The organism is Micromonospora sp. NPDC049230, from assembly GCF_040647875.1.
Lineage (GTDB): Bacteria > Actinomycetota > Actinomycetes > Mycobacteriales > Micromonosporaceae > Micromonospora.
Genome location: NZ_JBEZCZ010000052.1, coordinates 11,165 through 24,438 on the forward strand (window position 1 = coordinate 11,165; position 13,274 = coordinate 24,438).

The window sequence follows — 13,274 nt, forward strand, 5'->3', positions numbered from 1 at the left end:
CCCGCTCGAGCACTCGCGTGATGAAGGGGTCCGACACCACCCGCGCCCGGTCGGCGCTGGACGGTTTCTCGCCGGCGAAGGTCACCGCCCAGGGTGACGCCCTGGCGTGGATGGAACGCAAGAGCGGTGGGAAGGCCCCGGCCCCCGACTCGGCCATGGGCCAGTACCTCGCCGGTGGGTGGCGCGAGACCAACCCGGCCATCCGTGCGAACAAGACCCCACCGCCCGTCGTGGCCGACATCGACGCGGAGTTCGGGGAGCTGGACGAGGATGTCGTGCTGCGCCGTCAGGTGCCGCTGTCGATGTTCGCCCACGTCCCGATCCAGGATCTCGAGGGGATGAAGGTCCGCGACGCCGCGTACGCCAGCACCAGCATCGATACCCCCGACGCCGGGCCCAGCCCCGCCGATGCGGTCACCATGCACATCGCCGCGGCCGCGGGCACCCCCGCGTACGTCAACGCGGTCGACGGGGAGATCCTGCTCGCCCGTGACACGGAGATCGCCATCACCCGCGCCGAGCCCAACGGGCTCGGCGGGTGGGATCTGTACGGGGCGATCATCCCGAAGACCGCTACCAAACGACCCCGTGCCGCCGATAGGCAGGACGGAGGCGACACCTCCCCGGCGCCGGCTGGTACCTCCAGGCCGGACGGCGCCACCGCCACCGACGGAAACCGGGACGACGCCGGTGGCGACAGCGGCCGCGGCCGCGCGGGCAACTCCCCGCGCGCCGCGGCCGCCCCCGACGACAAGCCGGCTACCCCCGAGGATGAGCCGGCCACCCCGGAGGGCGCGCCCGCCGCGAAGACGAAGGCATACCAACAGGGCTGGGACGCCGCCAGGATCTACGGTGGCGACGCCCTGGACGACGCCGACGAGCGCGGCGAGCCGGACGACTGGTACGACGGTTTCGAGGACCAGGCCAACGGCCGGAAGAAATGGCAGTCGCTGCGGTACCGCAAGCCGAGCCCGCCGCCGGCTGCAAAGACCCCGGCGAAGCGCGTCAGCGACCAGGAACGACTCGCCGCCATGACCGACCGGGAGCTGCGTGCCACGCTGTCGCTGCTCCCCACCGGCCGCGGGGACTACGCCGACAAGATCCGCGCCGAGATGGACCGTCGGCGCAAGGGCAAGAAGAGCGGCGGATCGACTCGGGCTGGTGGCACCAGTGCGCCCGCCGACGCCGGCGAGCCCGGCCCGCTGCCCGACGACGGGCCGCTGGGCGAGTTTCCCCGCCTGGACCGTGAGCGGATCCGCGTGGCCGTCGAGGACCACGCCGCCCGCATGTTCACCTCCCCCATGATCGGTGGGTCGCGGGAGAACACCGCCCGGTATGTGGCCGAGGGCCCGCTGACGAAGTTGGCCGACCGCGATGGACTCGCGCGGGTATGGAACGCCGTCGACCAGGTGCTCGGCGACCGGCCCGAGCTGATGACCCGGTCGCCGGAGGAATCCGAGCGCGCCGCGGCCGCCCGCGCCGAGCGGGTCGAGACCATGGCCAGCCAGGCCGCCCAGCTCACCAAGGACGGCGACTACGCCGGCGCCATGGACCTGATCGACCAGGCCGAGACGATGGCACCGGACCACCTCGTTGGCACGGGGAAGACGCTGCGTACCCGGTCGTGGGACGACCTGCGTGGCATCGTGCGTCGCCGCCAGGAGACGACCCAGCCCGCCGGCGACGCCACCCCGGCTGCGGCCGCTGGCGACCAACTCGTCGACGGTGTAGAAACCGGCGCTGACCTCGACGTTTCCGACGACGAGGACGGCCCGGGCATCGTCCCCGTCGACGGTGCGCTCGCCGAGCTGCCCCCGATCGACCGGGAGCGGGTCCGGATCGCCGTCGAGGACAACGCCGCCCGGATCTTCCGCACCCCGATGATGGGCGGCACCGCGGGCAACACTGCCCGGTACGTGGCCGAGGGCCGCGACCTGGCCCCGGTCACCAACCGGCACGGCTTCAAGCCGACGGTCAACGCCGTCGCGCAGATCCTCGCCGAGCGGCCCGACCTGATGACCCTCTCCGATGAGGACGTCGAGGCTGTCCGCGCGACCCGCAACGCCGAGGCCGAGGCCCGCGCCAACGCGGCCGGAGACGCCATCACCGCCGGCGACTTCGCCGCGGCTCGCGCCGAGGTGGACGCCGGCGAGACCGCCCACCCTGACTTCACGCTGAGTCTCGGTAACGGTCCGGCCCTGGACTGGGCCGCTATCCGCCGCATCGTGGACGAGGCCGAAGCGGACGCGCCCCGCACGCCGGACGGCGACCGTGTGCCGGCGACCGCCCCCGACGCCCCTGACACCGCCCCGTTGGTGCCTGCGGGTACCCCGGTCGCTGACCTCAAGAACGGTCAGCGCGCCCAGGTGGTCGGCGTTGACCAGTACGGGCAGCGGATCTCCGGCGCCGGCTACCTGCAGGGCGACGCTGGCACGGTCAACACCGTCAAGCGTGGGAAGGTCACCGGGCAGAAGCGCGTGGTGCAGCTCGCCGAGTACCCGGACGGGCTGGCCGGGTGGCGCATGACGGTCTACACCGACATGGACGCCACCACCGACGCCGACCCCGATGCGCCGGCGGCCGACGCACCCGACACCGCGGCGGCTGGCACCAGTGTGCCCGCAGCGCCGGCCCGCGTGCCGATCGCCGACGTCAAGGACGGCAGTTACGTCCGGATAGCTGGTGTCGACATCCAGGGCCGCAAGGCAGCCACCGCCGGCTGGGTGACCAGCACCAAGCGGATCCGGTGGTCACCCGACGGCCGGACCAAGATGCGCAACATGATCATGGTCCGGATTTCCGAGCACCGCCCGGACACCGACAACCGGCTGCACAAAAAGGTGTTCTACCTCGAACCCACGGCTGTGGTGGACGTCCCCGAACTGTCCCCGCCGGTGATGTACCGAGGCGAGTTGCGGCCGGCTGGCTGGCTCGACGCCGCCGAGATGCTCGTGACCAAGAACCGCGGCGGATTCAAGGTCTCGTTCGGCGATGGCAACCTGCAGCAATTCAAGAGCAAGCGGGAAGCCGAGGCGTGGGTTGCTCAGGCCGTCGAGACCCGCCGGTGGTGGGTCGCCGAAGAACAGGCCGACCAGGCACGCGCCGCAGCGCGCGGGGTCGAGGTAATCGACGCCGTCGACCTCCAGCCGGGCGACGTCTATCGCAACACCGGGACCAGCGACCGGTGGACCCGCACGGTCACCCGGGTCGAGGATCTCGGTAACGGCATGGCCATGGTGCATCACAAGCCGGGCCCGGACGCCCCGGACGACGCCATGCCGTTCACCCTGGGACGCACGAACCTGCAGGTAGAGCGGATCAGCAGCGCACCGGACGCCCCGGCGGCCGACGCACCCGAAACCCCGGCGGTTGGCACCAGTGCGCCCAACGCCGGCGCGACGGATCCGGGCCGGCTGGACGCCGCCTCTGGCGGGTTCACGCCCCCGCCCCGTCCGGATGTCACCGGTCGGGAGTCGATGTCCGTGCGGCGCGACAGGATGGACGATGTCAGCCAGCACCTTGTGCGTCTGGACCAGCACATCAAGCAGTACGAGCAGGCACCGGGGCTGGACTACTACAGCGACGGGATCCGCAGCGCGTACGACGAGGCGTACGCGGACTCCTACGAGTTGGCCATTTCAGGCCGTACGCGGCCCGAGCGGGTCGGCCAGCGCCTCGACTCCCTGATGTCGTCGCTGCGTCGCGCCGACACCCTCGCCCGTGCACGAGACCGCCGCGCCACCCTGACCCGGTCCGCCAACCCAGACCCGGCGAACAACCCGGACGACGCGGTGCTGGCGATCGAGGACGTGCTCCAGGGCCCCGACGTCGAGATGCCCGACAAGGCTCTGCTCGACGTTGCGGCGCAGTCGATCGAGAGCGGTGTGCCGATCGCCGCCGCGGCTGACCTGGTCAAGAACGTCGCCGACAAGCAGCGCGTCGGCGCCGGCGCGGCGGCCGCCACCCGGCGGCTGCGGAACCTGCACACCCAGCTCGCCGGGCCGACGACGGCACCCCTGCTGGTGACCGGGTTGCGGCGCAATGAGTACGTCACCGTCACCGGTCGGCAGGCTGGCACCACCACCGGGCGTACCTCCACCGGCTACGTCGCCGCGGTGGTCCCCACCGGCGTCACCAACGAGCACATGGTGACGCTCTCCGAGTACCCCGGTGGCCACGGCCGGAAAGAGCTGCTCACCGTCTACAGCGGGGCGACCGTGACGCCGGCGACGCCACCAGACGACCAGGACGTTGTGCTGTGGAAGAACGCCCGCACTGGCCGCCCGGTGCCCAACCCGGCCCAGCCCGACATCGTCCGCGGTGCCGTGGTCCGGGACACCGTCCGGGAGCAGACCGTTCGCGCGCAGCTCGACGCGCAGGCCACCGAAACGCCCACCGCCGACCCGCCGATCGTGCTGTGGCGCCACGCCCGCAACGGACGCCCGTACCGCAACCCGACCGAGCGGGCCATCGAGCGCGGCGACGTGGTCCGCGACACCAGGCGAGAGGAAGCCCTCCGGCGTGCCCGCGCCTCCACCGCCGACGCCGGCGAGCAACTCGCCGCGTCCGTGGCGACCGGGGTTGTCGATGAGATGACCCTGGGTGGAGGCGCTACCGCCACGGTGGAGCTGGTGACCTTCCACGACGGCAACATGGCCGTCCGGAAGACCGCCAAGGATCTCCCCGGCCGCACCGGGGTTGAGCAGCAGGACGCCGAGGAGCTGGGCGCGCTCGCCATGGCCGCGTTCGGTGTGCGTACCCCCGCCATCCACCGCGGTGGCCCGACCGAGGTGTACGCCCAGTACGTCGAGGCGGGCACCGGCGCGGAGGCGTGGGCCAACGAGGGTCCGGCGGCCGGGCTCACTCTCACCGACGAGACCGCTGCCACCGACGCCGGTCGGCTGATGGGGCTTGCGGATGCCGTGCTGGGCAACGTCGACCGCAACGCCGGCAACTGGATGCTGGACGACGCGGACGGCACCCTGATCGGCATCGATCACGGCGACGCCTTCCGGTGGCCGATCGCTAACCCGATCGGCCCGCAGCGGCACCCCGTCGGATTCATGCGCCACTACGTGACCCTCGACGCTGAGCTGGAGAGCGCGTGGGGCGACCACGACATCAGCCCCGCCGACATCGCGGAGGCCCGCGCCCGACTCGTTGCTCTGCGGCCGGAGTTCGAGCGCCTGGACCGGGCCGGCTGGCATGACAACGCGCTGGCCCGTCTTGACGAGATCGGCGCGCACGCCAGCGGGGAACGTAACCGGCTCGCCGCCGGCGACGAGCCCAGCGCCCCCGCGGCGAACAGCACCGGCGACGAGACGCCGGCCGCTGGCACCAGTGCGCCCGCAGCCCCGCCGCAGCAGGTCGACATCTTCGGCGGTGTGAGCGACTTCGTGTCCGCCCCCCGCTCGGCGATCGGCCTGCCTGACCGGCCGAACCTCGGGCGGGAACGCGCGATCGCCGCTGTGCAGCAGCTTGGCCTGTTCGCCGACGACCGGCAGGCCGGCATGGATGGCCAGATGGCCATGATGGATGCCCTGCTCAACATCCCCGGTGGTGACGCAGCCGAGCCTCCGCCCGTGCCGTCTGCTCCGGATCCGGAGCCCACGCCGGCCGCGCCAGCGTCGATCGTGCCCGATGACCTGTCCGGGTGGAACGACGAGCAACTCGGCGAGCTGTTCCGGGCCGTCACCAGCGACGACCAGGCCGATGAGGACGGTGCGGCCCGGATCTTCGCGGAGTGGGAACGCCGCGAAGAGGCGATGACCGCTCTGGTGTCGTCGGTCCCCGACGACCTCGCCGCGCTACCCGAGGACGAGGTTGCCGGCCTGTACGCCCGGCTCACCAGCGAGCTGGGCAGCATCGACCATCCCACGGTCGAGCGGATCGGCGCTGACCTGGACCGTCGGCAGGCCGCCGAGCAGGCCGAAGCGGAGAACGCCCCGAGGCGGGCGCTGTTGGCGCGGCCGATGTCTGAGCTGACCGACGCCGAGGTAGAGACCGCCGCGACGTACGCGGCTGACCTCGGTGACGTGGCCGCCATGGAGCGGGTGTACGCCGAGTGGGAACGCCGCGACGCAGTCCGGGAAGCCGCCGCCCGGCAGGAACAAGCCGCGCGGGAGGCCCGGGAGGCAGCGGAGCGGGCAGCCGCTGTGCAGGCCGCCCAGGCGGCCGAGCGGGCCGCCGCGGCCGCGCACGCCGCCGCGCAGCAGGACCGGCTGGTCGACGCGATGGCCGCCGCGCAGGAAGCGGCGATCGTCCCCGACTACAGCAACAGTGCGGTCAACAACGCCGTGGTGGTGCTGGGCGAGGACGGGGTCCGCGAGGTACTCGGCGACGCGGTCGTCGATGACTGGTTGGCGAACCTGCCCGAGGACAGCACCGAGATCAACCGCAACGGGGCGATGATGGGCCGCGCCGTGCAGCTCCCGACCCGTGACCGGTTGCGGTTGGTGCTCGCCGCCGGCGACCGCAACGGCGCCGCGGAGTTCGCCGGCTGGTCGGACGCGGAGCTGACCACTGCGGTGTCTCAGGGCATGTTCAACGCGAGCGGCCCGGACGGCCCGAGGAAGCAGGCCCTCGGCCGCCGGGCGGGTAAGGAGTCCACCCGGCGGAAGATCCAGGCGCTACGGCACGAGAACGTCCGCGAGTTCCGGCAGTGGCAGATCAGGGCCGCGGCCGCCGACCCGACGCGGCTCACCGACGCCGAGTTGGCGCTCGCGCCCGGGCTGGTCACCGTGCTGGCCGCGGAACCGGGTGAAGACGCCGACGCCATGGGCGAACGCCTCGACGCGCTGCGCGCCGAGGCCCGCCGGCGTGAGGCTGAGGCCACCGACCGGGCTGAGAAGCTCGCTGCTGGCCCTGCCGGCCCGGCCCGGTACCGCAACCCTGTCGAGGCGTACGGGGTGCTGCGGCTCTACCAGACCGGCAGCAACCCTCGGGACGTGGCGGCGCGGGAGCGGATGCGCCGGGCGCAGGCCGCGGTGTACGGGCTGCCGGAGGACGCCGACGCGAAAGCGATCAAGGCCGCGGCGAAGAAGGACCCCCGCCCGGTCGTCGACCAGGCCGCGCAGATCATGGCGTGGTTTAGGCACATCGCCGAGCACGAGGGCGTCGCCGACGACGAGCACCCGTACTACCGGGGGCGACCGGACGACGTGGACGTGCCGGACACCCCGGACCCGCTACCGCCGGCGAACGTGGCCAAGGCCGACGAGGTGTGGAAGCAGATCCTCGGCACCGCCCAGGCGGACATGGAAGCCGGCCGGTACGAGACCGGCCGGCGGGTCGTCCAGGCGATCGGCCGCACGTACCGGATCCCGGTCGAGGACATGGAGGACACCGAGGCCGACATCCGGCGGTATCAGGTGCAGAACGGGCTGGCGCTGTCGTACGACGACCGGCACCCGCGGGTGCGGGCGGCGGACTTCATCGCCCAGTACCGGGCCCTTGCCGCGGATGACGACATCGACCCGTCCGACACGCTGCGCGCCGGACCGCCGGACAAGGGCACCCGCCGTACCAGTGCCGCACCACGTCGACCCTCGACGCCAGAGCAGGAGCGGCGCATCGACGCCCTGGTCGCGAAGGGCTGGGATTGGTTGGATGCGTACGCAGAGGTCCACGGCGCCGACTCGTCGGCGTTGCGCTCCGAACGCGGCCGCGCGATGTCCGGCGGAGAGAAGGGCATCAGGGCCGCGTACGCCGAGTACGTGGAGCTGCAATTCCGTGCCGCGGAAGCCGCAACGTCGGGGTACCTGCTCAAAAAGGGCTCCGAGGGGAAGATGGACGCGCGGCGGCTGTTCTCCGGGGCGTGGTCGACGGCCCGGGCGCACGCCTCCGAGGAATTGCTGCGCTGGTGGGGTGAGCACCCCCGGTTGACCTACGCCGATTTCAAGGCGCAGCTCACCGGCGGGGATGCACTCCGGGGCTCACGGGAGCGACTCGCGTCGGCCGGAGAGGGGAACGAGTTCGCATGACGACCACGGAGCAGGCACTCGCTGGGGCCCGACGTCTCGGGGAACGGGCCGCCCAGCGGCAGGTGGGACTCGCGGCGTGCCCGTACCCCGCTGACGGGACACCGCAGCAGGAGGCGTGTCGGCAAGCGTGGTTGCGGACGTACCGGTACTGGCGGCCAGGCGAGGCCGCCCCGGTCGACTACGGCGACGACGTCACCGCGCTCGCCGAGGGCACCGACGAAGGGCAGGCCGACGACACTCCGGCCGACCCGGCGACGTCGGCCGCTCAGGGCGTGGTCGTTCCGAGAGGCGGTAACCGATGAGGACGTTGGTGGTGACGGCCGTTGCCAGTGGCCGCGAGTTGGAACGGATCACCCTCGACAGCGATGGCCAGTGGAGCTACAGCACCGGCGCCGCCCAGGACATAGTCATGGGCCGCTGGGCGGCGCTCGGCGACAAGGCCACCGACGATGAGGTCTTCGCCGCGCTCAACGGGTGGACCAACGGATACATCGTCATCGGTCCCCCCGGAGAGGCCGCCGCCGACCAGCCGGAGGGGTGAGGGCGTGGAGACGATGAAACTGGTGGACGCCGCGACCGGCATCACCCTGGACACCATCGGCATCAACCCCGGCCGCCCACCGGTCTACGTGACCGGGGAAGCCACACCGGTGCTCGACGCGCTGGCCGAGGCGTACACCGCCCGCGGGTTGTCCCCGCTGTCTCTGGTCGACGAGCTGGACGGGTGGACCGACGGGCGGGTCCGCCTGGACGCCGCCCCGGTCGTCCTGGAGGCCGATTGGGTGCCGCCGGTGCCGAACGTGCTGCTCGACCTGCGGGAGGCCGGCAGCGACCGGAAGCTGCGCGCCTACTGGGTGCACGGGAAGGGCGCCGCGAAGATCGGGTGGGGCACCGACGGCGATTTTAAGAAGTGCGTGCGGCACCTGGCGAAGTACGTCACCGACCCCGAGGGTCTGTGCAACACGTACCACCAGGCCGCCCTCGGCGCGCCACCGGGAAAGGGGCACTGATGGGTCGCCCGTCCGCTCTGGTGTTCGTCGTGCACGTCGCCGGCGAGCCCGGCGACGACCACGTCCAGCGGTGCGTCCCGTGCGGGGCGGTGCTGCACGACGGCCGTCCATGGTTCGAGGGGCGCGTCGCGGTACCCGTCGGCAGTGGCCCGGACTACCCGTCGTGGTGGCCGCCGGGGGCACTGGTGGCCACGGACAAGCCACACGACGGCACCGGCGGCGGCATGACCTACACCATCGACGATCGCGCCCTGGACGACGACGAAGGGCCGTGCACGCCGGCGAGCTGAGACCGGCAAGGCCAACCAATCGAGGCCACCACCCCGGGCGGGGTGGTGGCCTTCACCGTGCCCAAGGGAGGACCCGGGGTGACAGAACAAGATCCGGACACGCTCGACGGTGGACACCAGGGGGTGTGCTCCGGCGGACCGCTCGACGGGCAGGCGCTCGCGTCCCGGTTCCCGCAGGGGTTCCTGCTGGTCGACAAGCCCAACGGCTGCTGCTGGTTGTACGACTGGACCGGCGACCGGTTCAAGGCGCGCAGCGAGGAGCCGATGCCAGTGCAGGACGGCCCGGCGGACGGGCCGGGCGACTCCCGGTACCGAGCAGCCGCGGAACCGTTCTACGACGTGCTCGCCGCCCCCTGGGTCGGCGCTGACGACGAGGGGGCGGCCGATGGCGACTGAGGTTGCACCCCCGACCCGCTGGCTCGCCGACGAGTGGGAGAACCGCAGCGGCTACGCCTCGGCAGTGCTGTCCGGGATCGTGCCCGACGAGCGGCACAAGAAGAACGGCGGCTACCACCCGTCGATCGAGGATCTGATCCGGTACGGCAACGGCGGTGACTACTCCAACTCGCGGCCCTTGGACAAGGCGCCGCCAGTCACCGCGAAGGGTAAGAAGTACGGCGCCGCGGTGGACATGTCGTTGTCCCGGGCCGACATGAAGAAGCTCTACGGCCGGGCGCTCGCGGTCTACAACAACCGCAGCGATCCGCGTCGGCGGTACCTCAACGCGATCAACGTGTGGGACGGCATCACCGGGCACTCGCCCCGCCGACTCGACTTCCAGGCGAACACGAACAGCACCGCCAGCAAGGACCACGAATGGCACAGCCACGAGGACCAGCCGCGGGCGTACGTGGACGTCAACCGCAACGAGCAAGAGGCATGGACGGCCGCGCGGGCGTTCATCTCGATGGTCAAGGGCGAGTCGGCCGCGCAGTGGCTGGCCAGTATCGGACAAGGAGAGGACGACGACATGGGGCAGCTAGAAGGCGCCCAGGCGAAGTGGCTGGAGCGGGCCGCCCAGCTCGCCGACTGGATGCTGAACGCCGACTACAAGGGGTTCGCGATCCGCGACGCCAACGGCAAGCTCGGGCCGGTCGAGCCGCTGGTGAAGCGGTTGGCCGACCTGCTGTTCGCGATGGTTGCCGGTCCGGGCGGCTCGGGCGCATTCGTCGCCGACTTCTTCCGGGAGCAGCAGCTCACCAACGCGGCGATGCGGTCGGCGCTGGAGGGTCTGCTCCAGCAGGTCCAAGCCGGCGGCGGCAACGTCGACTCCGCCCGGATCCTGGCTGGGGTGGATGCCGTGGTCGCCGACGCCGTGCAGACGATGCGGGCGGAGACGCGGGACGCGGTGGCGGACCTCGGCGAGGGTGGCGCCGCGCAGGTCCGCGCAGACACGTGACCGACCGGCAGCGCCGGGCCGTCGCCCAGGCGTCCTGGCGGGCGCTGGTCCTGACGATGCTGACCCTGGTGGCGGGGTGGGACGCGATCGGGTTGCTGATCGGCGACAGCGCGTACGCCTCGCCGTCGTACGACGTGCTGCGGGTGGCGACACCGTGGGGGATGCGGGCGTACGGGCCGGCGCTGCTGGTCCTGCTCGGCCTCACGGCGTACGCCCTCGGCCGTTACCAGGCCGGCGAAGGGTTGCACGGCTACCGGCTGCTGCGGGTGTGCCTGTCCCTGCTCGCCGCCTGGTACACGGGTTGGGCTGCGGGGATCGTCGGCGCCTGGTGGGTGCACTGGCAGATCCTCGCGTGGGGCGCGCCGGGCAAGCTCGCGGCGATCGCCGTCGTGCTGCTGATCCTGGCGCGCACCACTCCGGCCGAGCGGATAGCCCGAGGGGGGTAGATGAGTGTGGCCGGTCCTAGCGGTTACGGCCGCAGCAAGTGGGGACGTGCCGGCCATCACGTACGTGGCGGGGGCGCTGGCCTTGATCGCGTCGGTGACGGCGGCGGTCGTGGGTCTCGCGGGCACGATGCGAACGACGAGCGCCCAGCGGGCCGCGAACCTCGACAAGCGCGTCGATGACCGGCTGGAAAAGGAAGAGGCCCGCAACCTGGCGCTGGAGGCGCGCAACCTGGCGCTGCAGGCCCGCAACGACGTGCTGACCGCCGACCGGGACCGGTTCAAAGACGACCGAGACCGGTACCGGGAGTTGTACGTCGAGTTGCGGCTCGAAGTGATGCGTGCCGGACATGATCCGGACGACCTACTCGGGGAAGGGGCCGGCGATGGCCAGGCATGACGGCGCGGCCCCGCCCCACCCGGTACTGACCGACGAGCCGGGGCTGGTGCTGCGGCACCCTCGCCGACAACTCGCCAAGATCCTCATCCTGTACGCGGTCCTGCCGCTGGTGTGCAGCGTCGCTGGCGCGGTGATCGCCTACCAACTGTCGAACGTGGTCACCGAGCGGCGGGTCGCGGCGCTGGAGGAATACCTGGCGCAGCGGCGAGAGACGAACCTCGCCGCCGACGGTGAGCGCGACAAGCAACTCGAGCAGACCCGCCGGGACCTGTGCGTGGTCGTCGACCGGGTCCGACCGCGTGACGCCGAGGTGGAGGACATGCGCCGCCGGTACGGGTGCACCGGCGGGCCCACCGCCGCGCCCGGGCCGCCCTCCCCCACACCATCGGCACGCCCCCGCCCGGCCACGCCGACTGGCGGGGCCACGGGCCGCGCACCGACGAACGGGCAGCGCGGGCCGTCGGGATCCGGCAGGGTGGCCGGGCCGACCGGTCCGGCTGGGCCGGCTGGGCCGCCGGGTGCACCAGGACGGCCAGCACCAGTGCCGTCGCCGGCACCGCCGGCCACCCAGGCACCACCGGCAGACCAGCCCAACGACCTGCTCGACGTGTGCGTGCCGCTGCTGCGCCTGTGCCTGTAACCCCGGGAGGTGGCCACGGTGGCTGTCACCCGCCGGACCCTGTGGCTGCTCCGTGCTCTGCGCGCCGACGTCGGCGACCAGACCGACGACACCGTACGGCAGCTCACCGCGGCGTGGGTCAACGCGTGGGACGTCCTCGACGCCGAGTGGCGGGCCGCCGTCGACCAGGTCGTCGCCCTGTACGCCGCCGGCGACCGGTGGCCGGCGCCGTGGCAGCTCGCCCGCATCGACCGGCTGGCCGCCGCGCAGCAGCAGACCGCCGCGGCGCTCGCCGCGCTGACCACCACGACGAACACCACCATCGGTGCCGGCGCGACCGAAGTCGTCGCAGCGACCGCTACGGCGGAGCCGGTACTCATGGCGTCGCAGCTCCCCGCCGCGGCCGCCGCGACTGCGGTGCACACGTACGCGGCGCGGATCCTGCCCAGCGCGCTCGAGGCAATCGCCGTCCGGGCCCGGTCGCAGATCCACTCCTCCACCTGGTCGCTGACCGAGGACGCCACCCAGGCGATGCGGCGGGCGCTGATCAGCGGGGTGGCCACCGGGGCGCACCCGACCGAGGCAGCCCGGTCGATGGTCGACCAGGTCGAGGGTGCCTTCAACGGCGGACTGGCGCGGGCCATGGTGATCGCCCGGACGGAGATGCTCGACGCCTACCGGGACACGTCCGCCGCAGTGCACCACGCCAACTCGGCCGTGCTCGCCGGATGGACGTGGATCTCCACTCTGGACGGTCGCACCTGCCCGTCCTGCTGGGCCATGCACGGCACCCACCACCCGCTCGATGAGCGCGGGCCCGACGACCACCAACAGGGCCGGTGCGCGCGGATGCCACGGGTCAAGTCGTGGGCCGAGATGGGCATCCCGGGCGTCGAGGGCCAGGACGCTACCCCGGACGCGCAGAAGGTGTTCGCCGCGCTCCCCCGCGCCGACCAGCTCTCTGTGATGGGCCCGGCCCGCCTGGAGCTGCTCAACAGCGGGCAGATCACCTGGGCCGACCTGGCCACCAGCCGCGACAGCCAGGCATGGCGTCGCTCGTACGTCCCCCGGCCCGTGCGGGAGCTGCAGGCGATAGCCGCCCGCCACCAGGTGTAGCAGGCGGCGGGCGGC

At 72.4% G+C, this 13,274-nt stretch carries 11 protein-coding genes; all 11 read left to right on the forward strand.

Translation table 11 applies throughout. The annotated features are described in order from the left end of the window. Positions 1–20: 20 nt before the first annotated feature. The 11 genes from AB0A95_RS30515 to AB0A95_RS30565 all read left to right on the forward strand — a co-directional run bounded on the left by AB0A95_RS30515 (position 21) and on the right by AB0A95_RS30565 (position 13,259). The gene (locus AB0A95_RS30515; protein ID WP_357559185.1) at positions 21–7,982 is read left to right on the forward strand and encodes a hypothetical protein; all 7,962 of its coding nucleotides are present in this window, start codon (positions 21–23) and stop codon (positions 7,980–7,982) included. Continuing rightward, a complete protein-coding gene (locus AB0A95_RS30520; RefSeq protein ID WP_357559186.1) occupies positions 7,979–8,284 on the forward strand; it encodes a hypothetical protein in 306 nt (101 codons plus the stop codon). The genes AB0A95_RS30515 and AB0A95_RS30520 overlap by 4 nt, the downstream gene beginning before the upstream one ends. Positions 8,285–8,295: 11 nt before the next feature. Continuing rightward, entirely contained in the window at positions 8,296–8,523 is a 228-nt protein-coding gene (locus AB0A95_RS30525) for a hypothetical protein (protein ID WP_357559187.1), read from the forward strand. A 4-nt stretch (positions 8,524–8,527) separates the two neighbouring features. Continuing rightward, on the forward strand, positions 8,528–8,992 hold the full coding sequence (locus AB0A95_RS30530; protein WP_357559188.1) for a hypothetical protein: 465 nt from the start codon (positions 8,528–8,530) through the stop codon (positions 8,990–8,992). Further along, positions 8,992–9,282 (forward strand): hypothetical protein, encoded by a 291-nt coding sequence (locus AB0A95_RS30535; protein WP_357559189.1) that lies wholly within the window; start codon positions 8,992–8,994, stop codon positions 9,280–9,282. Before AB0A95_RS30530 ends, AB0A95_RS30535 begins: the two co-directional genes overlap by 1 nt. A 78-nt stretch (positions 9,283–9,360) precedes the next feature. Continuing rightward, on the forward strand, positions 9,361–9,678 hold the full coding sequence (locus AB0A95_RS30540) for a hypothetical protein (RefSeq protein ID WP_357559190.1): 318 nt from the start codon (positions 9,361–9,363) through the stop codon (positions 9,676–9,678). After that, positions 9,668–10,681, forward strand: a complete 1,014-nt coding sequence (locus tag AB0A95_RS30545; protein WP_357559191.1) for a hypothetical protein — start codon at positions 9,668–9,670, stop codon at positions 10,679–10,681. The genes AB0A95_RS30540 and AB0A95_RS30545 overlap by 11 nt, the downstream gene beginning before the upstream one ends. Beyond that, on the forward strand, positions 10,678–11,127 hold the full coding sequence (locus AB0A95_RS30550; RefSeq protein WP_357559192.1) for a hypothetical protein: 450 nt from the start codon (positions 10,678–10,680) through the stop codon (positions 11,125–11,127). The genes AB0A95_RS30545 and AB0A95_RS30550 overlap by 4 nt, the downstream gene beginning before the upstream one ends. Before the next feature lie 46 nt (positions 11,128–11,173). Then, complete coding sequence (locus AB0A95_RS30555; protein ID WP_357559193.1) at positions 11,174–11,524, forward strand: hypothetical protein; 351 nt, start codon at positions 11,174–11,176, stop codon at positions 11,522–11,524. Then, positions 11,511–12,164: a hypothetical protein gene (locus AB0A95_RS30560; protein ID WP_357559194.1), complete on the forward strand. Its 654-nt coding sequence runs from the start codon at positions 11,511–11,513 to the stop codon at positions 12,162–12,164. Before AB0A95_RS30555 ends, AB0A95_RS30560 begins: the two co-directional genes overlap by 14 nt. A gap of 18 nt (positions 12,165–12,182) precedes the next feature. After that, positions 12,183–13,259 carry a phage minor head protein gene (locus AB0A95_RS30565; protein ID WP_357559195.1) on the forward strand — a complete coding sequence of 359 codons (1,077 nt, stop codon included), beginning with the start codon at positions 12,183–12,185 and terminating at the stop codon, positions 13,257–13,259. Positions 13,260–13,274 lie beyond the last annotated feature (15 nt).